The following is a 23,352-nucleotide window of genomic DNA, read 5'->3' as shown; positions in this document are numbered from 1 at the left end:
TAAATAGGTCTAAGGACCAGTAGAATATAGGAGAACAGAATGGCGAAAAAACCAAAAAAATTAGATGAGATTTCAAAAAAGTTTGGAGTGGATCGTGAAAAAGCCTTGAACGATGCTCTTAAATTGATTGAGAAAGACTTTGGTAAAGGCTCAATCATGCGTTTAGGCGAGCGCGCGGAGCAAAAAGTTCAAGTGATGAGCTCAGGCTCATTGGCTCTGGACATTGCTCTTGGTTCAGGTGGCTATCCTAAAGGACGTATCATCGAAATCTATGGACCAGAATCATCTGGTAAGACAACGGTTGCCCTTCACGCTGTTGCGCAAGCACAGAAAGAAGGCGGTATTGCAGCCTTTATCGATGCGGAACATGCTCTTGACCCAGCCTATGCTGCAGCCCTTGGTGTGAACATTGACGAATTGCTCTTATCACAACCAGACTCAGGTGAGCAAGGTCTTGAAATTGCTGGAAAATTGATTGACTCAGGTGCAGTTGACCTTGTTGTTATTGACTCAGTTGCGGCTCTTGTACCTCGTGCAGAAATTGATGGGGATATTGGAGATAGTCACGTTGGTTTGCAGGCTCGTATGATGAGCCAGGCCATGCGTAAACTCGGAGCTTCTATCAATAAAACCAAAACAATTGCCATCTTTATCAACCAGTTGCGTGAAAAGGTTGGGGTCATGTTTGGAAATCCAGAAACAACACCTGGTGGACGTGCTCTGAAATTCTACGCATCAGTTCGTTTGGATGTTCGTGGAAGCACACAAATCAAAGGAACTGGTGACCAAAAAGATACCAATGTCGGTAAGGAAACCAAGATCAAGGTCGTGAAAAACAAGGTAGCTCCACCGTTTAAGGAAGCCTTCGTTGAAATCATGTACGGAGAAGGGATTTCTAAGACGGGTGAGCTCTTGAAGATCGCAAGTGATCTCGATATCATCCAAAAAGCAGGAGCATGGTATTCTTACAAGGGTGAAAAAATCGGGCAAGGGTCTGAAAATGCTAAGAAATACTTGGCAGATCACCCAGATATTTTTGATGAGATTGACCATCAGGTTCGTGTTCAATACGGTTTGATTGAAGATGAAGAGGGAACCACTCCTACCTCTGTCGCAGAAGATTTGGCACCTAACCAAGAAGTAACGCTTGACCTAGGCGATGGACTTGAAATCGAAATTGAAGATTAAAGATAAAACTAGGGAAAGCTTTCAAAATCATAAAAACGCATAATATCAGGTATTCAGAACCTTGATATTATGCGTTTTATTGTGAGAAAGTTCGTTAGACTTCTCTTCCTTGAAACAACTAATGATCACTAAAGCGCCTGTATTTGATGTGAAAGTCAAAATAATGTTCATCTTGTAATTTTTGGAAGATGTCGCGATAGGCTTCCTCGTCGAAATGGTCACCGCGGTAGAGAATTTCAAAACTCAAGCCATCATACTCTAGAAAAGCGTTAGCTGTTTTGAAGCCATTTTGTTGATAGAAGCTCATACGAGCTTTTCTTTGTTCCAAGTTATCGCATTCTTCATCCAGTCGCTCTACTTCAAGCAACATGGTTCGCTGATAAAAATCAGTTAGTTTGTCGATAATTTCCTTCCCATACCCATGACTTCTTAAGTGAGGCATGATGGCAAAAAAGCTGATATAGAAGGCCTTTTGGTTGGAGATGGCAAAAGCAAAGCCAACAAATTCTTCTTCGTTATAAAAAGCAAAAAAGTGGGCGTCATCACGGTCCTGATAGCGCAAAAACTCAGAAAGAGGGACCCGTTCTTCCTCGGGGAAAGCTTCGTTATTTAGCTTTTCAACTTTATCAAGATCTGGAAACACATCGGTTATTAATTGACTGGTCAAACTCATAAATGACCTCCTTTTCTTGATTATAGCAAATTGTCTCTCTGTAAGCAATTGATTTCAGGATTCGTTAAAGAATCTTGTCGGTCCTCTGGAAAGCTGATATAATATCTTTATGAATAAAAAACGAACAGTGGACCTGATTCATGGCTCCATTCTTCCCTCACTTTTGAGCTTCGCCCTTCCAATTCTGTTGTCCAATATCTTCCAACAACTATATAATACAGCTGACGTCTTGATTGTAGGGCGGTTCCTTGGACAAGAATCCCTAGCAGCAGTAGGAGCAACGACGGCTATCTTTGATCTGATTATCGGCTTTGCCCTCGGAGTTGGAAATGGGATGGGAGTTGTCATCGCTCGTCTTTACGGTGCTCGTAATTTTGCTAAGATTAAAGAAGCTGTTGCAGCAACTTGGATTCTGGGTGCCATCCTGAGTGCTCTTGTCATGCTGATAGGCTTCTTCGGTCTTTATCCACTCTTGCAATATTTAGAGACACCTGTAGAAATCCTTCCTCAATCCTATGAGTACATCTCCATGATTGTTACCTGTGTAGGGGTTAGTTTTGCTTACAATCTTTTTGCAGGCTTACTGCGCTCGATTGGCGATAGCCTTGTGGCACTTGCTTTTCTTATCTTTTCAGCTATCGTTAATGTGATCTTGGATTTATATTTTATTACGCAACTGCATCTGGGAGTTCAGTCTGCGGGTCTTGCAACCATTATCTCGCAGGGTTTGTCAGCAATCCTCTGTTATTTTTATATTCGTAAGAGTGTTCCAGAGCTTCTTCCGGGTCTCAAACATTTCAAATGGAATAAGGCTCTCTATGTGGATCTCTTGGAGCAAGGACTAGCCATGGGTCTGATGGGGTCAATCGTCTCTATCGGAAGTGTCATTTTGCAATCCTCTGTCAATAGTTTTGGTGCAGTCATTATCAGTGCTCAAACGGCAGCACGGCGAATCATGGCCTTTGCCTTATTACCAATGACGGCTATTTCAGCATCGATGACGACTTTTATCTCTCAAAACTTTGGAGCGAAACGTCCCGAACGTATTGTCCAAGGTCTTCGTTTAGGGAGCTATTTGAGTATGTCTTGGGCAGCCCTTGCCTGTATTTTCCTATTTTTTGCCAGTCCTAGCCTAGTTTCTTTCCTAGCAAGTTCGACAGACAGCTACTTGGTAGAAAACGGGACCTTGTACTTACGTATCAGTTCTGTATTTTATCCATTTTTAAGTCTTTTATTGATTTATAGAAATAGCTTGCAGGGACTAGGCCAAAAACTCTTGCCCCTCGTATCTAGCTTTATCGAGTTGTTTGGAAAAATTATTTTCGTAGCTTGGATTATTCCTTGGACAGGCTACACAGGTGTTATTCTCTGTGAACCACTACTCTGGGTTGTGATGACTGTCCAACTTTACTTCTCCCTTTCCCGACACCCTTGGATAAAAGAAGGCAAGAAAATCGTGGCAGTCGGAGGGAAATCCTAGCTTGCTTTGCAAAAGAAAATCCATTTCCTCTAGTGAAAATCAGCTAGACTTGTGTTATAATAAGAAAGATTAAAATGTGAAAAAAGGAGATTCCTAATGGGACGTAAATGGGCCAATATCGTAGCCAAGAAAACGGCTAAAGATGGAGCTAACTCTAAAGTATATGCAAAATTTGGTGTAGAAATCTATGTAGCAGCTAAAAAAGGGGAACCAGATCCAGAATCAAACACTGCTTTGAAATTCGTTATCGATCGTGCTAAACAAGCGCAGGTGCCAAAACACGTTATTGATAAGGCTATCGATAAGGCAAAAGGAAATACAGACGAAACCTTTACAGAAGGACGTTACGAAGGATTTGGACCAAATGGTTCTATGCTGATTGTGGATACCTTGACTTCAAACGTCAACCGTACAGCTGCGAACGTTCGTGCTGCTTTTGGTAAAAATGGCGGGAACATGGGTGCTTCAGGTTCTGTTTCTTACCTCTTTGACAACAAGGGTGTTATCGTATTTGCTGGTGATGATGCGGATGCTATCTTTGAATTGTTGCTTGAAGCAGATATTGATGTGGATGATGTAGAAGCGGAAGAAGGAACAATCACTGTTTACACAGCTCCAACAGACCTTCATAAGGCTATCGTTGCCCTTCGTGAGTCTGGCGTCGAAGAATTCCAAGTGACTGAATTGGAAATGATTCCTCAGTCAGAAGTAGAATTGTCAGGCGAAGATCTTGAAATTTTTGAAAAACTTTACAGCGTTCTTGAAGATGATGAGGACGTCCAAAAGATTTATACGAACGTCGATGGATTCTAATAAAAAAGCGAACAGCTAGCAAGTCTGTTCGCTTTTTATATTTGAGATTAGATTCTGGAACCAGAATCTCTTTGCTGCTGGCTTTCTCCTAGGCCTACAGCTATTTTATGAACTAGTAAGAGTTGACCATTGTCCTGTTTTGCAAAAGTTAAGGTAACAGTCTTGATATTGTCACCAATAGAGATATAGGTGACTTTTCTAGTATCGTATCCCCCAATAGTGGAATCAAACTCGGAGTCTGGCAGTCCGTGTTTTTTGACAATATCCTTGTAATTGGTACCACCTTTTCCTTTGTTATCAAGGTCACCTTCGATTAAAGCGTCGAACTGTTCTTGGGTCCAAGTGAAGGTATCGTCTTCTTCCTCATCTTCGGGGAGTGAATCAATGGTATCATCTGTCAAGTCGTGTTCCATTGAGGAACTAGCTTCTCTATAGGAACGGTTAAACTCTCTGATAAAATCTTTGTAGACATTAGCGTACAGTATCTGGGTCGTAAAGAAAAGTACAACAGAAGCAACTGCGAGAGATGTTCCGATAATGGCCATTGTTTTCCGTTTTTTGAGATTGGCAATAAGTCCGATAATACCTAAGATCAACGCGACAATAGCGATGAAAAACGATAGATAGTTAATAAACGGGATCCAGGACCCTAAAAGTGCGATGGCTCCAAAAATGGTTGCTAAAATCCCTAAAACTTTTTGTTCTTCTAGTTTCATTTGAACGTTTTCTCCCTTCATCAAGTGAATGGATTCCTATCCACGGTAGCTAGTGCTTATTATAGAGAAAATATTCTCCAATGTCAATTCAGACTAAAATAGTTCTCTAGGAAACTTTTTTCTTGACATCTCTTCTGAAAGTGATAAAATAGTTCTCATGGAAACTTAATTAGTTCTCCTGAGAACTATATTCAATCGTGAGAAAGGAGCAATCATGGACAAGCCGATGTTGATTTTTAAACGCTTTGGGCACCAGGTTCACCTGATGGTACAGAAAGAAGCCAAGCGTTGCGGCATTGAATTTATGGGTGGACCGCAAGGGCAAGTTCTGCGTTTTTTAGATCATTGTGAGCAAAAAGAGGAACTGGTCTTGATTAAGGATATCGAGCAGGAACTCAATATTACCAAATCTGTTGCGAGTAATTTAGTCAAGCGTATGGTGCAAAATGGTTTGGTTGAGCTAGAGGCCAGCCCAAGCGATAAGCGGGCAAAATTTGTTCGCCTGACGGATAAATCGCGTTCGCAGATGCAAAAAGTTAAGGCTTTTTTTGATCGGATTGATCAGAGTCTGCTAGACGGGGTTTCAAAGTCAGACTTGGCAATCTTTGAAAAGGTCCTCGGTCAGTTGCAAGAAAATGTTGAGAAGATAGGAGGAGAGAATGAAGAAACTCGCTAAACGTATTACAGGAAAAGAGTGGGGGATGATTGTCCTTGCGATTCTTTTCACTTGTTTCTCGGTCTATCTCGAGTTAGAGGTGCCGACTTATATTTCGCAAATTACAGAATTACTGGGAACGTCTGGAACGCAGTTGGGTGAACTCTGGTCACCAGCTGCGAAGATGATTGGTTTGTCTTTATTGGCTTTCTTTTCATCTGTTATGGTTGGTTTCTTTGCCGCTCGCGTTGCAGCATCCTATACAACCCATCTACGTAGAGACGTATTTCATCGTGTTTTAGATTTTTCGCAGACAGAGATCAAGCGCTTTTCAATCCCAAGTCTCTTGACTCGGACGACCAATGATATTACCCAGGTACAGATGCTCTTTACCATGGGCTTGCAAGTGGTTACTCGTGGGCCAATTATGGCTATTTGGGCCATTGGGAAAATTCTTGGAAAATCGGAATACTGGCTCTGGGCAGTAGTAATCGCTGTTATCGTCAATGTTTTGATGACAACTGTTCTCCTGACTCTGGCCTTTCCAAAACAATCGGTCATCCAAAAATTGACAGATAAACTCAATAGCATCACTCGTGAAAGTTTGACTGGGATTCGAGTTGTTCGCGCATACAATGCCGAGGATTACCAAGATAAGAAATTTGAAGCAGCTAACGATGAGGTAACACGTCTCAATCTCTTTGTCAATCGATTGATGGCCATTATGAATCCCATTATGATGGCGATTTCTAGTGGCTTGAGTCTAGCCATTTACTGGATTGGTGCCTATATCATCAACGATGCAAGTTTGACAGACCGTCTACCACTCTTTAGTGATATGGTGGTCTTCATGTCTTATGCTATGCAGGTCGTGATGGGCTTCTTGCTCATGAGTGCTCTCTTTTTCGTCCTTCCTCGTACCTTGGTTTCGGCAGGACGTATCAATCAAGTATTGGATCTGCATTCTTCTATTGAAAATCCTAGTCATGCACAGACAGCGGATCCTTCAGTTCAAGGACAAGTGGAATTCCGTGATGTGACTTTCCGCTACTCTAAAAACTCAGAAGCAGTCGTGGAACATGTCACTTTCAAAGCAGAAGCGGGTCAAACCGTGGCCTTCATCGGATCGACTGGATCAGGTAAGTCTACGCTTGTCAACCTCTTGCCACGTTTTTACGACGTTTCAGATGGACAAATCCTAGTGGACGGAGTTAATGTGCAAGATTACGATTTGGAAGATTTGCGCAATAAGGTCGGCTATATCCCTCAAAAAGCAGTCCTCTTCTCAGGAGATGTCAAGGGGAACTTGGACTTTGGTAAGAGCAAAGAAACTCCTCTAAGCGAGGCTGCTATGTGGCAAGCTCTTGAATTGGCCCAGTCTAAAAACTTTATCGAGAATAAGGAAGCAGGTCTTGCATCAGAAGTAGCCCAAGGTGGAACCAACTTCTCAGGAGGACAAAGACAGCGTCTGGCCATTGCGCGTGCCTTGGCTCGTAAACCAGAGATTCTCATCTTTGATGACTCTTTCTCAGCCTTGGACTACAAGACAGATCGTATCCTACGCCAAGAACTAGCAGAGAAAACAAAATCCATGACCAAGCTCATCGTAGCGCAGCGGATTTCTACCATTATGGATGCTGACCTGATCGTAGTATTGGATCAAGGAAAAGTCGTGGGACAAGGCACCCACAAGGAACTTCTTGCAACCAACGGAGTCTATCAAGAAATTGCCTACTCACAACTATCGAAGGAGGAATTGGAACATGGAAAATAAAAAAGTGTCGGTCTGGAAACAGTGCAAACCTTATATGGCAGGCCTCCAACTTCCCCTACTAGTAGCGATTGTAGCAGCTGTATGTTCAAGCATCATCACTGTTTATGGACCAACCAAGATTAAAGAAATTACCAACTTGATTTCAGATGGTTTGATGACGGGAATTGACCTAGAGGCTGTGTCAAGTATTGCTAGCTTTTTAGTGATTCTCTATGTATTTGGCGCCATCCTTAACTATACACAGGCCTATATCTTTTCAACGAGTATTCAGCATTTTTCAAAACGCTTGCGGACAGCAATCGCTGAAAAAATCAATCGTTTGCCACTTGGCTATTTTGACCGTCATTCACAAGGAGATACCCTTTCGCGCGTGACCAATGATGTGGATACAGCAGCGCAATCTCTCAACCAAAGTCTAGGGACAGTTCTTTCAGCTAGTTTCTTGTTGATTGCTGTCTTGGTGACCATGTTTGGGATGAACTGGATTTTGGCATTGGTAACCGTTGTATCAACCCTTGTTGGCTTTGCGGCGGTTTCTGTAATTATGGCCAAGTCACAGGGTTATTTTAAAGCCCAACAAAATAATCTAGCAGCCGTCAATGGTTATGTAGAAGAAATGTATTCGGGACACAATGTTGTAACGAGCTACAACGCGGTGGACACCTCCAAAGCGAAATTTGCAGGTTTAAACCAAAACTTGCACGACAGCATCTGGAAATCTCAGTTTATCTCTGGTATCATGATGCCAGCCATGTTCTTTGTTGGGAATTTTAGCTATGTTTTGGTCATCATCGTTGGTGCCGCGCTGGCGTTAGAAGGGCATATCACTATCGGGGTTATTGTAGCCTTTATGGTTTACGTACGGACCTTCTCCCAACCCCTGTCACAGATTGCCCAAGGGATTACCAGCTTACAACAAGCGAGTGCAGCCATGGGACGTGTCTTTGAATTTCTAGGTGAAGCTGAGATGCAGGATGAATCCCATAAGGAAAAACAATTAACTGGCATGAGAGGGGAAGTGGTCTTTGATCATGTGTCCTTTGGCTATACACCAGAACGCACCATCATCCATGACTTTTCTGCGATAGCTCATGCAGGTCAAAAGGTCGCAATCGTTGGACCGACTGGGGCTGGTAAGACAACCATTGTCAATCTTTTGATGAAGTTTTATGAGATAGATAAGGGAAGTATCCGTATCGATGGTGTCGATACCAAGGATATGAAGCGCTCAGAAGTACATGATGCCTTTTCAATGGTCTTGCAAGATACTTGGCTCTTTGAAGGAACCATTCGAGAAAATCTCATCTACAATCAAACGGGCATCAGCGATGAGCGGATGATGGAAGCTAGCAAGGCTGTGGGAATTCACCACTTTATCATGACTTTGCCAGATGGCTACGATACTGTCTTGGATGACACTGTGACCTTGTCTGTTGGACAGAAACAGCTTTTGACTATCGCTCGTGCTTTGTTGAAAGATGCACCGCTCTTGATTTTGGATGAAGCGACATCCTCAGTTGACACACGTACAGAGGAATTGATTCAGAAAGCCATGGACCGTTTGATGGAAGGACGCACATCCTTTGTCATCGCCCATCGCTTGTCAACTATTCGTAATGCTGATTTGATTCTTGTCATGAAAGATGGCAATATCATCGAACAAGGCAACCATGAGGAACTAATGGTGCAAGGTGGCTTCTACGCCGACTTGTACAATAGCCAATTTACAGAAGACGAAGCAGAAGAATAAATCTAAAGAAGGCTTGACGGCCTTCTTTTTCTGCACTATACTAGAAGACAAACGTCTCACCGGTAGACAAAAACAAGGTAATGAATGAGAAGTATAAATGAAAAATTATCAAGAATGGTATCAAAATATCAGCTCCAGACTCACCAGCCATCCCCCTCTTTTATTTCTGTTACGCAGTTTCAATCGTTTGATGACAGTCACCATGCCCCTGGTCTACCTGGCCTTGCTAGTCACCACTTACCTGCAACTAGGACTTAGTCAGCAAGTTGGGATTTATTTGTTTATCCCTGCCTCGGGCTTTGTGATCTTGTCCCTGTTTCGTAAGAAAATCAATCACCCACGACCTTATGAAACTTGGGACATCCGTCCCCTGCTTGACAAGGATAGTTCGGGACAGTCTATGCCCAGTCGTCATGTCTTTTCGGCAACTATCATCTCCATGGCCTATTTCCATGCTTGGACTTTGATCGGAATGATCTTGCTTATTTGCTCAGGAGTCTTAGCCTTGGTCCGAGTATTATGTGGTGTGCATTATCCAAAGGACGTCTTGGTTGGCTATGTCTGCGGTCTGTTGTGGGGGTTCCTTTTCTTCCTATTCTGACATGTAAGTTAGGCTGGTCCTACAACCACTTACTGCTTCATATTGACCACTTGCTTTTTTACCCTTGTATTCCTAACTTAGCTTTGATATAGTAGAGTCAGAAAGGAGATGTGATGAAGTTACGAATTGAGATTGACGGCAATTTAGATGAGACTGAAATTGTCATCAAGACCCCTGCTTTGACAGATGAAATTGCAGATTTGCAACGACTTTTGCAAGAGTCAAAGGCTCCGAGGTTGACTTTTTACAAGGGGACAGGTGAATATTATCTAGACCTGTCAGAAATTCTCTTCTTTGAAACTGAAGGGAGCAAGATCTACGCTCATAACCAGAAGGAAGCCTATGAAGTTCGTCTCAAACTTTATGAGTTGGAGTCTATCTTGCCTCGCTATTTTAGTCGAGTTTCCAAGTCAACTATCGCAAACATCCGTCAGATTTACTCAGTGGACAAGTCCTTTTCAGGAACGGGCACCATTTCCTTTTATCAGACGCACAAGGAGGTTCATGTCTCACGGCATTACCAATCCCTCCTAAAAGAAAATCTAAGAAACATGAGGTAAAAAACATGAAAAAGAAAGCATTTGGTATTGTTTTATTGGTTTTAGCAGCTTGGATCTTGCTGCAAGGGAATTTTGGAATACCTTCTTTGGATGGTAAAATATGGCCTTTGATTGGTATCGCCTTTTTTGCTTACCAATCAGTTGAAGCTTTGCTTCGTCGTCATCTAACATCAGCAGTTTTTACCGCTCTAGTAGCCTTAATGATTGCGAATCATTTTTATAGCATTTTTCCTATTCCAAACCAGTCTTTGTTTTGGGCTAGTATCTTAGCAGTGCTAGGTGTTGGTTATCTGACGCATTCAAGTAAGTTCTGGAATGAAAAAAAATGGTGGTACAATGGGAAAAAAACAGTCGTCACGGATAAGGAAGTCGCTTTTGGTAGCGGGACCTTCTATAAGCAAGATCAAGATCTCGTAGATGACCAAGTGGAAGTCGCTTTTGGGGATGCTAAAATCTACTATGATAATGCAGAGATGTTAGGTGATTTTGCAACTTTAAATATTGAAGTGGCCTTCGGGAATGCAACTGTCTATGTTCCACAACACTGGCGTGTCGATTTGAAAGTAGAAACCTCCTTTGGTGCAGCTAAGGCAGATGCTCCTGTAGCGCCAACAAACAAAACCTTGATTATCCGTGGGGAAGTCGCTTTTGGTAAACTTGGAGTTGTTTACGTTAAATAAAAAATAGTTTAGCCCTTGATAAATTCAAGAAAGTGTGATAACATAGTACGGTATGTGGTGCTAGCACATCCGCTATATTAGATCTAATAGGAGGAAAACACAATGGCTAAAGTATGTTACTTTACAGGTCGTAAGACTGTATCAGGAAACAACCGTTCACACGCGATGAACCAAACAAAACGTGCCGTAAAACCAAACCTTCAAAAAGTTACTGTTCTTATCGATGGTAAACCTAAAAAAGTTTGGGCTTCAGCTCGTGCTTTGAAATCAGGTAAAGTTGAACGCGTTTAATAAAAATGAAAAGACCGCTTAGGTCTTTTTCTTTTGCTCTATAGATAAAATCATTTGAAAAATAGAGCAAATATCCGCAGATACAGCATTCTGCTTTTACACTTGGGCTGAAATATGATAAAATAGAGTATCAACTAGTTGAGGTAAAAAAAATGACTGTAAAAATTAATACAAAAGATGGTCAAATCGAACTGACAGATGAAGTGATTGCAACCGTAGTAGGTGGTGCCGCAACTGAGATTTTTGGTGTGGTCGGTATGGCTAGTAAAAATGCCCTCAAAGACAATTTCCAAGCCCTTCTTGGTAAGGAAAATTATTCTAAGGGTGTTGTTATAAAAGCAGCCGAAGATGGTAGCATTGCAGTTGATGTTTATACCGTATTGAGCTACGGAGTAAAGATAAGCGAAGTGTCAAAAAACATTCAAGAGCGTGTTCGTTTTAGTCTAGAAAATCAACTAGGAATTACTGCTCAGACTGTGAATGTCTACATTCAAAATATCAAAGTTGTAGGAGAATAATCGTGTCAAAAATTACTACCAGTTTATTCCAAGAGATGGTGCAGGCTGCATCAACTCGTTTGAATAAGCAAGCAGAATATGTCAATTCATTGAACGTCTTTCCAGTTCCAGATGGAGATACTGGGACAAACATGGGAATGACCATTGAAAATGGTGCCAAAGAAGTAGCAGACAAGCCTGCTTCTACAGTTGGAGAAGTAGCGAGCATTCTTGCTAAAGGTCTCTTGATGGGTGCGCGTGGGAACTCAGGGGTTATCACTTCTCAGCTCTTCCGTGGCTTCTCTCAGGCTATCAAGGAAAAAGATGAATTAACAGGTCAAGACTTGGCTCTTGCCTTCCAATCCGGTGTCGAAGTAGCTTATAAAGCGGTTATGAAACCTGTTGAAGGAACCATTTTGACTGTTTCTCGTGGTGCAGCCATTGGGGCTAAGAAAACAGCCGAGGAGACAGATGATGCTGTTGAGGTCATGCGTGCAGCCTTGGAAGGTGCAAAAGCAGCTTTGGCTAAGACACCAGAAATGCTTCCAGTCCTTAAGGAAGTTGGTGTGGTAGACTCAGGTGGTCAAGGTTTGGTCTTCATCTACGAAGGATTCCTTTCAGCTCTTACTGGTGAATACAGTGCTTCTGAAGACTTTGTAGCGACTCCTGCCAACATGAGTGAAATGATCAATGCAGAGCACCACAAGTCTGTGGCAGGGCATGTGGCAACTGAGGATATTACCTTCGGTTACTGTACGGAGATTATGGTAGCTCTCAAACAAGGTCCAACTTATTCTAAAGACTTTGACTACGATGAATTCCGTAACTACTTGAATGAACTCGGTGACTCGCTCCTTGTTGTCAATGATGATGAAATCGTCAAAGTTCACGTCCATACAGAAGATCCAGGTCTTGTTATGCAAGAAGGTCTCAAATATGGTAGCTTGATCAAAGTAAAAGTGGACAACATGCGTAATCAACACGAAGCGCAAGTTGAAAAAGAAGCAACTCAAGGCAACAAGCCTGCTGAAACAAAAGAGTATGCCATTATCGCAGTAGTAGCTGGTCAAGGTTTAACAGATATCTTCCGTGCCCAAGGTGTGGATTATGTCATCGAAGGTGGTCAGACAATGAACCCTTCAACAGAAGACTTTATCAAGGCTGTTGAACAGGTCAATGCTCGCAACATTATCTTCTTGCCAAACAACAAAAATATCTTTATGGCAGCTCAGTCTGCGGCTGAAGTTCTTGAGCAACCTGCTGTTGTGGTAGAAGCACGTACAATTCCTCAAGGTTTGACCAGTCTTCTTGCCTTTGATCCAAGCAAATCAATCGAAGAAAACCAAGAACGCATGACTGCAGCCCTTGGTGATGTTATCAGCGGTAGTGTAACAACAGCCGTTCGTGATACAACTATCGATGGATTAGCAATCCATGAAAATGACAATCTTGGTATGGTAGATGGGAAAATCCTTGTGTCAAACCCTGACATGCACCAAACCTTGACTGAAACTTTGAAACATATGTTGGACGAAGACAGTGAAATCGTGACTTTCTATGTTGGTGAAGACGGAAGCGAAGAACTTGCCAATGAAATTGCCCAAGAAATCGCAGAAGAATTTGAAGATGTTGAAGTAGAGATTCACCAAGGTCAACAACCTGTATATCCATATCTTTTCAGTGTGGAATAAAATTTAATAGATAAAAAAGAAAGTTGATTTTACAGCTTTCTTTTTTTATGACATTTGTCATATTTCCTAGTGACAGAAGCATCTAGCTCCGCCAATTTCAAAAGTCTATAATTGAAGTATGAAATGGAGGAAGAAGAAATGAAAAATAAAATGATTGTCGCAGTGAGTTTAGTAGCAGCAGGAGTTATGACCTATCTCATGTTTTCAGGATTGGACGAGGGTTTCTATCATTTTCCTTGGGAGCTCTTTGCTGGCTTTGGAATGATGTCTTGGCTTGTCAGAGAAGGTTTAAAATTAGTCAGAGATGTAAAAAAGGAGTTTGAGGAATGAAAAAAGCAATCATCTGTCTCTTTATCGGCCTGTCACTCTTGGTATGGTTAGTGGAAATGTTTACTGGTTGGTTTGATCAAACCTTGCTTCGCCAATTTATTCGTGGTGCTTGGGGTTTTGGATTTATGATTTTCATTGTTTTCCCTATGGGAATGAAGTGGTTGAAAGGAGAATCTCATGACTGTGATTAAAGTTGAGAAATTGAGTAAGAAAATAAAAGACAAGGAGATCTTGCGGAACATCTCTTTTGAAATCAACGATGGTGAATGTGTCGCCTTGATCGGGCCTAACGGAGCAGGAAAAACAACCTTGATTGATTGCCTCTTGGGCGACAAGTTCGTGAGCTCAGGTCAGATAGCCATTCAAGGCTTTGCACCAACAGATCCTCGATTAAAGCAGCTTATTTCTGTCTTACCCCAAGAAAATGCAGTTGTCCAAAGCTTGAAAGTGAAAGAACTTCTATCATTTTTCAAGTCACTTTATCCCGACAGTCTTTCAGACAAAGAAATTGATGACTTGCTGAGATTCTCAGACAAGCAGAAAAATCAGCTAGCGGGCAAGTTGTCTGGTGGGCAAAAACGTTTGTTCTCTTTCGTGTTGACTTTAATCGGTCGTCCGAAAATTCTATTTTTAGACGAGCCAACTGCTGCCATGGATACCTCGACACGTCAGCATTTTTGGGAAATTGTTAATCAGTTAAAGAAAAATGGTGTCACCATTGTCTATTCTTCTCACTATATCGAAGAGGTAGAGCATACGGCTGATCGCATTTTGGTTCTCCACAAGGGAGAATTAATTCGCGATACGACGCCTTATGCCATGCGTGGTGAAGAACAAGAAAAACATTTTACGGTACCTCTAACTTATCAGGAATTTATCAGCACTTTGGACCAAGTTCAAGAGATTGAAATCAAGCAAAATGCTCTTTCCTTCACAACCAAAGAAGCCAGCCAGGTATGGAAAGTCTTGCAAGATCAGGGCTGCACGATTGAAGAAATTGAAGTTCGCAATCGAACTCTCTTAGACAGTATCTTCGAAACGACTCAAGATTAAAGGAGATTGACGATGAAAAATATGATAAGTCTCATGAAAGTGGAAATTATTCAGATGAAACGGCAAGCCGTCTACTACTTGCTATCCATCGGACTTCCAAGTGTGTTTTACCTTATATTTTCTGGTATGATGTCAGGATCAGATGTTCCAGAAATTGCTCTTCAAGCCTATCTTTTTGCCATGACGCTCTTTAGTATCATGTCAAGCGCCTTTTTCAGCATCCCTAGCACACTCGAGTCTGATAAGACAAACAACTGGCAAAAATTGATTCAACATTCTCCAGTATCTATGGTAGAATATTATGTATCAAAACTGTTCAGTGCTCTGCTGACTTTCTTGTTATCAATTATAGTTGTCTTTTCAGTTGGTCATTTTGTCCGTGGAGTGACTCTGTCTTGGCTTGACTGGTTGGTGATTGGAGTTATGTTGCTGGTCGGAAGCGTGGTCTTTATCAGCATGGGGGTCTTGGTGAGCTTGCTTCCCAGTGCTCAATTGATGACGGTGATTGGAAATATTGCCTATATTGCTTTGGCTGTCCTAGGTGGACTCTGGTTCCCTTTGAGTTCCTTCCCAGAATGGCTCCAATCCATTGGAAAACTGACTCCAACCTATCAACTGATGCAGGTTGTCTCTACTTATTTGGAGCATCACGAATTTAATATTCTTGCTGCCTTGGTTGTACTAGGTTATACAGTTTTCTTTGGTGTATTGGTAATCCAACTGAAAAAACGGATCGAGGTAAAATAAATCTATGTTGGAAAAATTAAAAAACACTCATTATATGTTTCATATTTCAACAGTGTTTATCATCTTTCCTATAGCGGGTGTCATCGTTGGAGATTACCCGCTTTTAACCTTGCTATGGACCCTACTATTTGTACTTGCCTTCTATTCGGTTTTAATCAGTCAGAATCGCACCGTGCAGTGGCTAGCATGGTGGTCCATGCTTGTCTACATTTTTTATACATCTGTTTGGCTAAGTTCAGGTTTCACATGGTTTATCTTTTATTTATCCAATCTCCTTATTTATGAGCTGGATGAGATTTCTTTTCACTCTTGGCGTTTTGTCAGTTTTATTGTCCTGCAACCATTTATTCTGACCGGAATCTATATGGTTGATCAAGTTAGTCCCTGGCAGCTACTCTTTTTCTTGGTGACCTTTATCTTTTCCGATGCAATGACCTTTGGTCTCTATCGAATTCGGATAACAGAAGAGCTAAAAGAAGAAAAGATGAAACAAAATGCCAAGCTCAATCTTTTCTTGGCTGAAAACGAACGCAGTCGTATCGGTCAGGATCTTCATGACAGCCTAGGTCATACCTTTGCCATGTTGAGTGTGAAGACGGACCTTGCCCTCCAGCTTCTTCAAATGCAGGCCTATCCTCAAGTGGAAAAAGAATTAAAAGAAATTCATCAAATCAGTAAAGAATCCATGAATGAAGTCCGTACAATTATCGAAAATCTTAAAACCAGAACCCTTGCTTCCGAATTTACGACTGTCAAAAAAATGCTAGAAATTGCAGGAATTGAAACGGAAATCAATCACCAACTAGATACAGCTAGCCTAACTCAGGAATTAGAATCAACGGCCTCCATGATTTTACTTGAGTTAGTGACCAACATCATCAAACATGCCAAAGCATCGAAAGCTTACTTGAAATTAGAACGAACTGAGAAAGAACTCATTCTAACAGTGAGAGATGATGGCTGTGGATTTGCTTCTCTAAAAGGGGATGAGCTCCATACCGTTAGAGACCGTGTCCTTCCTTTTTCAGGAGAAGTAAAAGTGATCAGTCAGAAACATCCGACTGAAGTGCAGGTTCGACTACCTTATAAGGAGAGAAACTAAGATGAAACTACTTGTTGCAGAAGATCAAAGTATGTTGCGAGATGCTATGTGCCAGTTGCTTACCTTTCAACCAGATGTAGAGACTGTCATACAAGCCAAGAATGGGCAAGAAGCAATTCAACTCCTAGAAAAAGAGTCTGTGGATATCGCCATTCTTGACGTAGAAATGCCTGTTAAGACAGGCCTCGAAGTCTTGGAGTGGATACGAGCAGAAAAGCTAGAAACAAAGGTAGTTGTGGTGACGACCTTCAAACGTCCCGGATATTTTGAACGTGCGGTCAAGGCTGGAGTGGATGCTTATGTCTTAAAAGAAAGAAGCATCGCAGACCTCATGCAAACCTTGCACACTGTTCTCGAAGGACGCAAGGAATATTCGCCTGAATTGATGGAAGTGGTGATGACGCACCCCAATCCGTTAACAGAGCAAGAAATCGCTGTTTTAAAGGGAATCGCTCAGGGTTTGTCTAATCAAGAAATCGCAGATCAGCTTTATCTATCAAACGGAACCGTCCGAAACTATGTCACCAATATTCTTTCGAAACTAGATGCTGGTAATCGAACAGAGGCAGCCAACATTGCAAAAGAATCTGGTTGGCTTTGATAAGAAGGGTTAAAAAATTCCGAAATGACAACTTGAATCAAAGGAAATCCATACTAGAAAGGAGGAGGTAAATCGCCTCCTTTTCTGGTTTAGAAAAGCGGTGAAAGCTAGTGTCAAAGAGTTAAAAGATCAGAATAAAAATGAAAAATATCTTGACAATGAAGGAAAAATTGTGTTACAATAATAGACGGTACTTTTTACTTTTGGTCTCTCAAAAGTGTACAGGGACGTGCTGACAAATGTTGCAAAAGTACACACAGATGGTAGCTGTCACCAAGTGTATCATCACCAAAAATAAAAAAACACAGGAGTATGTAGATGCCTACAATTAACCAATTGGTTCGCAAACCGCGTAAATCAAAAGTAGAAAAATCTAAATCACCAGCTTTGAACGTTGGTTACAACAGTCATAAAAAAGTTCAAACAAACGTTTCTTCACCACAAAAACGTGGTGTTGCAACTCGTGTTGGGACAATGACACCTAAAAAACCTAACTCAGCCCTTCGTAAATTTGCTCGTGTACGTTTGAGCAACCTTATCGAAGTTACTGCCTACATCCCAGGTATCGGACACAACTTGCAAGAACACAGCGTGGTGCTTCTTCGTGGTGGACGTGTAAAAGACCTTCCAGGGGTACGTTACCATATCGTCCGTGGTGCACTTGATACTGCAGGTGTTAACGATCGTAAACAAGGCCGTTCTAAATACGGTACTAAACGTCCAAAAGCATAAGGAAAGGGGATAAAGAGAAATGAGTCGTAAAAATAGAGCTCCAAAACGTGACGTATTGCCAGATCCGCTTTACAATTCACAACTAGTTACTCGTCTTATCAACCGCGTTATGCTTGATGGTAAACGTGGTACAGCTGCTTCAATCGTTTACGGTGCTTTTGAGCAAATCAAAGAAGCTACTGGCAACGATGCACTTGAAGTATTTGAAACAGCTATGGAAAACATCATGCCTGTACTTGAAGTACGTGCACGTCGTGTTGGTGGATCTAACTACCAAGTCCCAGTTGAAGTTCGTCCAGAACGTCGTACAACACTTGGACTTCGTTGGTTGGTAACCATCGCTCGCCTTCGTGGTGAACACACAATGCAAGACCGTCTTGCAAAAGAAATCTTGGATGCTGCTAACAACACTGGTGCAGCAGTTAAGAAACGTGAAGACACTCACCGTATGGCTGAAGCTAACCGTGCCTTCGCACACTTCCGTTGGTAAGATAGGATACGAAAGCGTTAAGAAAGTCCCAGAGAAAATAGGGAATCGAAGTAGGTTGCGATTGCAACCAATGAGATTCATCTTTTTCTCCAGACTTTTAGCTTGAGTTCAACTCGGCTAATTAACTTTAGCCCGAGTTCAATTCAACTTGTCTACAAGTTGAAACCAACAAAAACAAGATAAACATTGAGAACGGGTAGGTCCTGCCTATCCGTTTTTATTAAAATCGTGTTATAATAGAATAGAAATCAAAAATAAATAGGAGAAACAAACCTCATGGCACGCGAATTTTCACTTGAAAAAACTCGTAATATCGGTATCATGGCTCACGTCGATGCCGGTAAAACAACAACTACTGAGCGTATTCTTTACTACACTGGTAAAATCCACAAAATCGGTGAAACTCACGAAGGTGCGTCACAAATGGACTGGATGGAGCAAGAGCAAGAACGTGGTATCACTATCACATCTGCTGCGACAACAGCTCAATGGAACAACCACCGCGTAAACATCATTGACACACCAGGGCACGTGGACTTCACAATTGAAGTACAACGTTCTCTTCGTGTATTGGACGGTGCGGTTACTGTTCTTGACTCACAATCAGGTGTTGAGCCTCAAACTGAAACAGTTTGGCGTCAAGCAACTGAGTACGGAGTTCCACGTATCGTATTTGCCAACAAAATGGACAAAATCGGTGCTGACTTCCTTTACTCAGTAAGCACACTTCACGACCGTCTTCAAGCAAACGCACATCCAATCCAATTGCCAATCGGTGCTGAAGATGATTTCCGTGGTATCATCGACTTGATCAAGATGAAAGCTGAAATCTATACAAACGACCTTGGTACAGATATCCTTGAAGAGGATATTCCAGCTGAATATCTTGAACAAGCACAAGAATACCGTGAAAAATTGATCGAAGCAGTTGCTGAAACTGATGAAGATTTGATGATGAAATACCTCGAAGGTGAAGAAATCACTAACGAAGAATTGAAAGCGGGTATCCGTAAAGCTACTATCAATGTTGAATTCTTCCCAGTATTGTGTGGTTCTGCCTTCAAAAACAAAGGTGTTCAATTGATGCTTGATGCGGTTATCGACTACCTTCCAAGCCCACTTGACATCCCAGCAATCAAAGGTGTTAACCCAGATACAGATGAAGAAGAAACTCGTCCAGCATCTGATGAAGAGCCATTTGCAGCTCTTGCCTTCAAGATCATGACAGACCCATTCGTAGGTCGTTTGACATTCTTCCGTGTTTACTCAGGTGTTCTTCAATCAGGTTCATACGTATTGAATACTTCTAAAGGTAAACGTGAACGTATCGGACGTATCCTTCAAATGCACGCTAACAGCCGTAAAGAAATCGACACTGTTTACTCAGGTGATATCGCTGCTGCCGTTGGTTTGAAAGATACGACAACTGGTGACTCATTGACTGATGAAAAAGCTAAAATCATCCTTGAATCAATCGACGTTCCAGAACCAGTTATCCAATTGATGGTTGAGCCAAAATCTAAAGCAGACCAAGACAAGATGGGTATCGCTCTTCAAAAATTGGCTGAAGAAGATCCAACATTCCGCGTTGAAACAAACGTTGAAACTGGTGAAACAGTTATCTCTGGTATGGGTGAGCTTCACCTTGACGTCCTTGTTGACCGTATGCGTCGTGAGTTTAAAGTTGAAGCGAACGTAGGTGCTCCTCAAGTATCTTACCGTGAAACATTCCGCGCTTCTACTCAAGCACGTGGATTCTTCAAACGTCAGTCTGGTGGTAAAGGTCAATTCGGTGATGTATGGATTGAATTTACTCCAAACGAAGAAGGTAAAGGATTCGAATTTGAAAACGCAATCGTCGGTGGTGTGGTTCCTCGTGAATTTATCCCAGCGGTTGAAAAAGGTCTTGTAGAAGCAATGGCTAACGGTGTTCTTGCAGGTTACCCAATTGTTGACGTTAAAGCTAAACTTTACGATGGTTCATACCACGATGTCGACTCATCTGAAACTGCCTTCAAGATTGCTGCATCTCTTGCACTTAAAGAAGCTGCTAAGACTGCACAACCAGCTATCCTTGAACCAATGATGCTTGTAACAATCACTGTTCCAGAAGAAAACCTTGGTGATGTTATGGGTCACGTAACTGCTCGTCGTGGACGTGTAGATGGTATGGAAGCACACGGTAACAGCCAAATCGTTCGTGCTTACGTTCCACTTGCTGAAATGTTCGGTTATGCAACAGTTCTTCGTTCTGCATCTCAAGGACGTGGTACATTCATGATGGTATTTGACCACTATGAAGATGTACCTAAGTCAGTACAAGAAGAAATCATTAAGAAAAACAAAGGTGAAGAATAATCTGTCTTCGCAATAGAAGGAAGTCACTTAGTGGCTTCCTTTTTTATTACCTTTATTGCACGCATATTTGCTGAATATATTATGGAAATTTAGAAATTAAATGAAAATCTTGCCAACTTCCATCCCATGTACGAAGAAATTAGACTGATTTAATAAATGAAAGCAAGGAAAAGTTCCTTATTTTGATGATATGTTAATAAAAATGATAAAAAAGTTCATAAATACACTTTTAGATAGAAAATTCAGAAAATTGCTTCTTTTGTCTTGAAAATTTTTGAAAAAATGGTATGATAGTAACAAGCTATTTTTAAGAGAAGAGAAAGGGGAACAATGGAGAAAATCAGTTTAGAATCTCCTAAGACGGGGTCGGACCTAGTTTTGGAAACACTTCGCGACTTAGGAATTGATACCATATTTGGCTATCCTGGTGGTGCAGTCTTGCCTTTGTATGATGCGATATATAATTTTAAAGGCATTCGCCACATTTTAGGACGCCATGAGCAAGGTTGTTTGCACGAAGCTGAAGGATATGCCAAATCAACTGGAAAGTTGGGTGTTGCTGTCGTCACGAGTGGACCGGGAGCTACAAATGCCATTACAGGGATTGCAGATGCCATGAGCGATAGCGTTCCCCTTTTGGTCTTTACGGGCCAGGTGGCGCGAGCAGGGATTGGGAAGGATGCCTTTCAGGAGGCGGATATCGTGGGAATTACCATGCCAATCACTAAGTACAATTACCAAGTTCGTGAGACGGCAGATATTCCTCGCATCATTACGGAAGCTGTTCATATCGCAACGACAGGTCGTCCAGGGCCTGTCGTGATTGACCTACCAAAAGACGTATCTGCCTTAGAGACAGATTTCATCTATTCACCCGAAGTGAATTTGCCAAGCTATCAGCCGACTCTGGAGCCAAATGACATGCAAATCAAGAAGATCTTGAAGCAATTGTCAAAAGCCAAGAAACCTGTTTTATTAGCAGGTGGTGGAGTTAGTTATGCAGAAGCAGCTACAGAACTCAATGAGTTTGCAGAACGCTACCAAATTCCAGTCGTGACCAGTCTTTTAGGACAAGGTACGATTGCAACTAGCCATCCACTCTTCCTCGGAATGGGAGGCATGCATGGGTCTTTCGCAGCTAATATTGCCATGACGGAAGCCGACTTTATGATTAGTATTGGTTGCCGTTTCGATGACCGCTTGACGGGAAATCCTAAGACCTTTGCGAAGAATGCTAAGGTTGCCCACATTGATATTGACCCAGCTGAGATTGGCAAGATTATCAGAGCAGATATTCCTGTGGTGGGGGATGCTAAGAAAGCCTTGCAGATGCTACTAGCAGAACCAACTGTTCATAACAATACTGAGAAATGGATTGAAAAAGTCACCAAGGACAAGAATCGAGTTCGTTCTTATGATAAGAAAGAACGTGTGGTTCAACCGCAGGCCGTTATTGAACGCATTGGTGAGTTGACGAATGGGGATGCCATTGTTGTAACTGACGTTGGTCAACACCAAATGTGGACGGCTCAGTATTATCCTTACCAAAATGAGCGTCAGTTAGTCACTTCAGGTGGTTTGGGTACCATGGGATTCGGAGTTCCCGCAGCTATCGGAGCTAAGATTGCCAATCCGGAAAAAGAAGTTATCCTTTTTGTCGGTGATGGTGGCTTCCAGATGACCAATCAGGAACTAGCAATCCTAAACATATACAAGGTACCGATTAAGGTTGTCATGTTGAATAACCACTCCCTAGGAATGGTTCGTCAGTGGCAGGAATCCTTCTATGAGGGTAGAACTTCCGAATCAGTCTTTGATACACTTCCTGATTTCCAGCTGATGGCACAGGCTTACGGCATCAAAAATTATAAATTTGATAATCCAGAGACGCTAGAGAAGGATCTAGAAGTCATTCTGGAGGATGTGCCCATGTTTATCGAGGTGGATATTTCTCGTAAGGAACAGGTTTTACCGATGGTACCAGCTGGTAAGAGCAATCATGAGATGTTGGGGGTGAAGTTCCATGCGTAGAATGTTAACAGCAAAACTACAAAATCGTTCAGGAGTCCTCAATCGTTTTACAGGTGTCCTTTCACGTCGCCAAGTCAATATTGAGAGTATCTCAGTTGGTGCGACAGAGAATCCTGATGTATCACGGATTACCATCATTATCGATGTAGCTTCACACGATGAAGTAGAGCAAATCATTAAACAGCTCAATCGTCAGATTGATGTGATTCGCATTCGAGATATCACAGATAAACCACACTTGGAAAGAGAAGTTATCTTGGTAAAAGTATCTGCTCCTGCTGAAAAGCGTGCAGAAATCTTGGCCATTATCCAACCTTTCCGTGCAACGGTAGTAGATGTGGCTCCAAGCTCCATCACTATTCAGATGACTGGAAATGCTGAAAAGAGTGAAGCTTTATTGCGAGTGATTCGACCATATGGTATCAAAAATATCGCTCGTACGGGTGCAACTGGATTTACCCGCGACTAATACTCTTTGATTTTCATTGAGTATAAAATCCAGCATAAATTTGTTAAACCGGCCTAAAAGGCAATAAATA

25 protein-coding genes are annotated in these 23,352 nt (G+C 41.9%); 23 read left to right on the top strand and 2 right to left on the bottom strand.

The features are described from left to right. Nucleotides 1-39 precede the first annotated feature (39 nt). Nucleotides 40-1,188, top strand: coding sequence for a recombinase RecA (gene recA, locus MK405_RS05780; RefSeq protein ID WP_001085458.1), 1,149 nt, complete (start codon nt 40-42; stop codon nt 1,186-1,188). Between the two features lie 118 nt (nt 1,189-1,306). Here recA and MK405_RS05775 read toward each other — a convergent pair whose 3' ends face one another. Beyond that, nucleotides 1,307-1,861, bottom strand: a complete 555-nt coding sequence (locus tag MK405_RS05775; protein WP_000060287.1) for a GNAT family N-acetyltransferase — start codon at nt 1,859-1,861, stop codon at nt 1,307-1,309. Nucleotides 1,862-1,970: 109 nt separating this feature from the next. Here MK405_RS05775 and MK405_RS05770 point away from each other — a divergent pair, with 109 nt between their 5' ends. Together MK405_RS05770 and MK405_RS05765 are read left to right on the top strand one after the other, a co-directional pair. Further along, the gene (locus tag MK405_RS05770) at nt 1,971-3,341 is read left to right on the top strand and encodes an MATE family efflux transporter (RefSeq protein ID WP_268704543.1); all 1,371 of its coding nucleotides are present in this window, start codon (nt 1,971-1,973) and stop codon (nt 3,339-3,341) included. A 96-nt stretch (nt 3,342-3,437) separates the two neighbouring features. Beyond that, entirely contained in the window at nt 3,438-4,154 is a 717-nt protein-coding gene (locus MK405_RS05765; RefSeq protein WP_000532899.1) for a YebC/PmpR family DNA-binding transcriptional regulator, read from the top strand. 47 nt (nt 4,155-4,201) lie between these two features. Here MK405_RS05765 and MK405_RS05760 read toward each other — a convergent pair whose 3' ends face one another. Continuing rightward, entirely contained in the window at nt 4,202-4,891 is a 690-nt protein-coding gene (locus tag MK405_RS05760) for a CD20-like domain-containing protein (protein WP_268704542.1), read from the bottom strand. A 193-nt stretch (nt 4,892-5,084) separates the two neighbouring features. Here MK405_RS05760 and MK405_RS05755 point away from each other — a divergent pair, with 193 nt between their 5' ends. From MK405_RS05755 to ilvN, 20 genes are all read left to right on the top strand, one after another. After that, entirely contained in the window at nt 5,085-5,546 is a 462-nt protein-coding gene (locus MK405_RS05755) for a MarR family winged helix-turn-helix transcriptional regulator (RefSeq protein ID WP_268704541.1), read from the top strand. Beyond that, nucleotides 5,530-7,299, top strand: coding sequence for an ABC transporter ATP-binding protein (locus MK405_RS05750; RefSeq protein ID WP_000731797.1), 1,770 nt, complete (start codon nt 5,530-5,532; stop codon nt 7,297-7,299). The genes MK405_RS05755 and MK405_RS05750 overlap by 17 nt, the downstream gene beginning before the upstream one ends. After that, a complete protein-coding gene (locus MK405_RS05745; protein ID WP_000428394.1) occupies nt 7,289-9,049 on the top strand; it encodes an ABC transporter ATP-binding protein in 1,761 nt (586 codons plus the stop codon). Before MK405_RS05750 ends, MK405_RS05745 begins: the two co-directional genes overlap by 11 nt. Nucleotides 9,050-9,146: 97 nt before the next feature. Continuing rightward, nucleotides 9,147-9,650, top strand: coding sequence for a phosphatase PAP2 family protein (locus tag MK405_RS05740; RefSeq protein WP_000800920.1), 504 nt, complete (start codon nt 9,147-9,149; stop codon nt 9,648-9,650). Between the two features lie 113 nt (nt 9,651-9,763). Continuing rightward, on the top strand, nt 9,764-10,210 hold the full coding sequence (locus MK405_RS05735) for a LytTR family DNA-binding domain-containing protein (protein ID WP_000776579.1): 447 nt from the start codon (nt 9,764-9,766) through the stop codon (nt 10,208-10,210). 5 nt (nt 10,211-10,215) lie between these two features. Then, a complete protein-coding gene (locus MK405_RS05730; protein ID WP_268704540.1) occupies nt 10,216-10,890 on the top strand; it encodes a LiaF transmembrane domain-containing protein in 675 nt (224 codons plus the stop codon). A 102-nt stretch (nt 10,891-10,992) separates the two neighbouring features. Next, entirely contained in the window at nt 10,993-11,181 is a 189-nt protein-coding gene (gene rpmB, locus MK405_RS05725) for a 50S ribosomal protein L28 (RefSeq protein WP_001140948.1), read from the top strand. A 152-nt stretch (nt 11,182-11,333) separates the two neighbouring features. Next, nucleotides 11,334-11,699: an Asp23/Gls24 family envelope stress response protein gene (locus MK405_RS05720; RefSeq protein ID WP_000216434.1), complete on the top strand. Its 366-nt coding sequence runs from the start codon at nt 11,334-11,336 to the stop codon at nt 11,697-11,699. 2 nt (nt 11,700-11,701) lie between these two features. Next, entirely contained in the window at nt 11,702-13,369 is a 1,668-nt protein-coding gene (locus tag MK405_RS05715; protein ID WP_268704539.1) for a DAK2 domain-containing protein, read from the top strand. 123 nt (nt 13,370-13,492) lie between these two features. After that, the gene (locus MK405_RS05710; protein WP_000390701.1) at nt 13,493-13,699 is read left to right on the top strand and encodes a hypothetical protein; all 207 of its coding nucleotides are present in this window, start codon (nt 13,493-13,495) and stop codon (nt 13,697-13,699) included. After that, entirely contained in the window at nt 13,696-13,890 is a 195-nt protein-coding gene (locus tag MK405_RS05705; protein WP_061853162.1) for a hypothetical protein, read from the top strand. The genes MK405_RS05710 and MK405_RS05705 overlap by 4 nt, the downstream gene beginning before the upstream one ends. Continuing rightward, complete coding sequence (locus tag MK405_RS05700) at nt 13,877-14,752, top strand: ABC transporter ATP-binding protein (protein WP_268704538.1); 876 nt, start codon at nt 13,877-13,879, stop codon at nt 14,750-14,752. Before MK405_RS05705 ends, MK405_RS05700 begins: the two co-directional genes overlap by 14 nt. Nucleotides 14,753-14,764: 12 nt before the next feature. Beyond that, on the top strand, nt 14,765-15,499 hold the full coding sequence (locus MK405_RS05695; protein ID WP_268704537.1) for an ABC transporter permease: 735 nt from the start codon (nt 14,765-14,767) through the stop codon (nt 15,497-15,499). 4 nt (nt 15,500-15,503) lie between these two features. Then, the gene (locus MK405_RS05690; protein ID WP_268704536.1) at nt 15,504-16,601 is read left to right on the top strand and encodes a sensor histidine kinase; all 1,098 of its coding nucleotides are present in this window, start codon (nt 15,504-15,506) and stop codon (nt 16,599-16,601) included. 1 nt (nt 16,602) lies between these two features. Next, complete coding sequence (locus MK405_RS05685; RefSeq protein ID WP_227232296.1) at nt 16,603-17,202, top strand: response regulator transcription factor; 600 nt, start codon at nt 16,603-16,605, stop codon at nt 17,200-17,202. A 318-nt stretch (nt 17,203-17,520) separates the two neighbouring features. Then, entirely contained in the window at nt 17,521-17,934 is a 414-nt protein-coding gene (rpsL, locus tag MK405_RS05680) for a 30S ribosomal protein S12 (RefSeq protein ID WP_001142332.1), read from the top strand. 19 nt (nt 17,935-17,953) lie between these two features. Beyond that, the gene (gene rpsG / locus MK405_RS05675) at nt 17,954-18,424 is read left to right on the top strand and encodes a 30S ribosomal protein S7 (protein WP_000087873.1); all 471 of its coding nucleotides are present in this window, start codon (nt 17,954-17,956) and stop codon (nt 18,422-18,424) included. Between the two features lie 276 nt (nt 18,425-18,700). After that, nucleotides 18,701-20,782 carry an elongation factor G gene (gene fusA / locus MK405_RS05670; RefSeq protein ID WP_000090342.1) on the top strand — a complete coding sequence of 694 codons (2,082 nt, stop codon included), beginning with the start codon at nt 18,701-18,703 and terminating at the stop codon, nt 20,780-20,782. A 330-nt stretch (nt 20,783-21,112) separates the two neighbouring features. Then, the gene (locus MK405_RS05665) at nt 21,113-22,813 is read left to right on the top strand and encodes an acetolactate synthase large subunit (protein ID WP_045617707.1); all 1,701 of its coding nucleotides are present in this window, start codon (nt 21,113-21,115) and stop codon (nt 22,811-22,813) included. Continuing rightward, complete coding sequence (ilvN, locus tag MK405_RS05660; protein ID WP_001253806.1) at nt 22,806-23,282, top strand: acetolactate synthase small subunit; 477 nt, start codon at nt 22,806-22,808, stop codon at nt 23,280-23,282. Before MK405_RS05665 ends, ilvN begins: the two co-directional genes overlap by 8 nt. Nucleotides 23,283-23,352: the final 70 nt, after the last annotated feature.

The sequence above is a fragment of the Streptococcus oralis genome (assembly GCF_026782345.1).
In the GTDB taxonomy this organism is placed as follows: domain Bacteria; phylum Bacillota; class Bacilli; order Lactobacillales; family Streptococcaceae; genus Streptococcus; species Streptococcus oralis_CK.
The sequence above is the reverse complement of the archived record's forward strand: the minus strand, read 5'-3'. Positions and strand labels throughout refer to the sequence as shown.

Bases quoted from the DNA above. Each gene is read 5' to 3' on its own strand.
- MK405_RS05690 (WP_268704536.1), top strand. From the start codon at position 15,504: ATGTTGGAAAAATTAAAAAACACTCATTATATGTTTCATATTTCAACA.
- rpmB (WP_001140948.1), top strand. From the start codon at position 10,993: ATGGCTAAAGTATGTTACTTTACAGGTCGTAAGACTGTATCAGGAAAC.
- ilvN (WP_001253806.1), top strand. From the start codon at position 22,806: ATGCGTAGAATGTTAACAGCAAAACTACAAAATCGTTCAGGAGTCCTC.
- MK405_RS05665 (WP_045617707.1), top strand. From the start codon at position 21,113: ATGGAGAAAATCAGTTTAGAATCTCCTAAGACGGGGTCGGACCTAGTT.
- MK405_RS05710 (WP_000390701.1), top strand. From the start codon at position 13,493: ATGGAGGAAGAAGAAATGAAAAATAAAATGATTGTCGCAGTGAGTTTA.
- MK405_RS05775 (WP_000060287.1), bottom strand. From the start codon at position 1,861: ATGAGTTTGACCAGTCAATTAATAACCGATGTGTTTCCAGATCTTGAT.
- MK405_RS05745 (WP_000428394.1), top strand. From the start codon at position 7,289: ATGGAAAATAAAAAAGTGTCGGTCTGGAAACAGTGCAAACCTTATATG.
- MK405_RS05770 (WP_268704543.1), top strand. From the start codon at position 1,971: ATGAATAAAAAACGAACAGTGGACCTGATTCATGGCTCCATTCTTCCC.
- fusA (WP_000090342.1), top strand. From the start codon at position 18,701: ATGGCACGCGAATTTTCACTTGAAAAAACTCGTAATATCGGTATCATG.
- MK405_RS05750 (WP_000731797.1), top strand. From the start codon at position 5,530: ATGAAGAAACTCGCTAAACGTATTACAGGAAAAGAGTGGGGGATGATT.
- MK405_RS05760 (WP_268704542.1), bottom strand. From the start codon at position 4,891: ATGAAGGGAGAAAACGTTCAAATGAAACTAGAAGAACAAAAAGTTTTA.
- MK405_RS05700 (WP_268704538.1), top strand. From the start codon at position 13,877: ATGACTGTGATTAAAGTTGAGAAATTGAGTAAGAAAATAAAAGACAAG.
- MK405_RS05735 (WP_000776579.1), top strand. From the start codon at position 9,764: ATGAAGTTACGAATTGAGATTGACGGCAATTTAGATGAGACTGAAATT.
- MK405_RS05695 (WP_268704537.1), top strand. From the start codon at position 14,765: ATGAAAAATATGATAAGTCTCATGAAAGTGGAAATTATTCAGATGAAA.
- MK405_RS05765 (WP_000532899.1), top strand. From the start codon at position 3,438: ATGGGACGTAAATGGGCCAATATCGTAGCCAAGAAAACGGCTAAAGAT.
- MK405_RS05740 (WP_000800920.1), top strand. From the start codon at position 9,147: ATGAAAAATTATCAAGAATGGTATCAAAATATCAGCTCCAGACTCACC.
- MK405_RS05730 (WP_268704540.1), top strand. From the start codon at position 10,216: ATGAAAAAGAAAGCATTTGGTATTGTTTTATTGGTTTTAGCAGCTTGG.
- MK405_RS05685 (WP_227232296.1), top strand. From the start codon at position 16,603: ATGAAACTACTTGTTGCAGAAGATCAAAGTATGTTGCGAGATGCTATG.
- rpsL (WP_001142332.1), top strand. From the start codon at position 17,521: ATGCCTACAATTAACCAATTGGTTCGCAAACCGCGTAAATCAAAAGTA.
- MK405_RS05720 (WP_000216434.1), top strand. From the start codon at position 11,334: ATGACTGTAAAAATTAATACAAAAGATGGTCAAATCGAACTGACAGAT.
- MK405_RS05705 (WP_061853162.1), top strand. From the start codon at position 13,696: ATGAAAAAAGCAATCATCTGTCTCTTTATCGGCCTGTCACTCTTGGTA.
- MK405_RS05755 (WP_268704541.1), top strand. From the start codon at position 5,085: ATGGACAAGCCGATGTTGATTTTTAAACGCTTTGGGCACCAGGTTCAC.
- recA (WP_001085458.1), top strand. From the start codon at position 40: ATGGCGAAAAAACCAAAAAAATTAGATGAGATTTCAAAAAAGTTTGGA.
- rpsG (WP_000087873.1), top strand. From the start codon at position 17,954: ATGAGTCGTAAAAATAGAGCTCCAAAACGTGACGTATTGCCAGATCCG.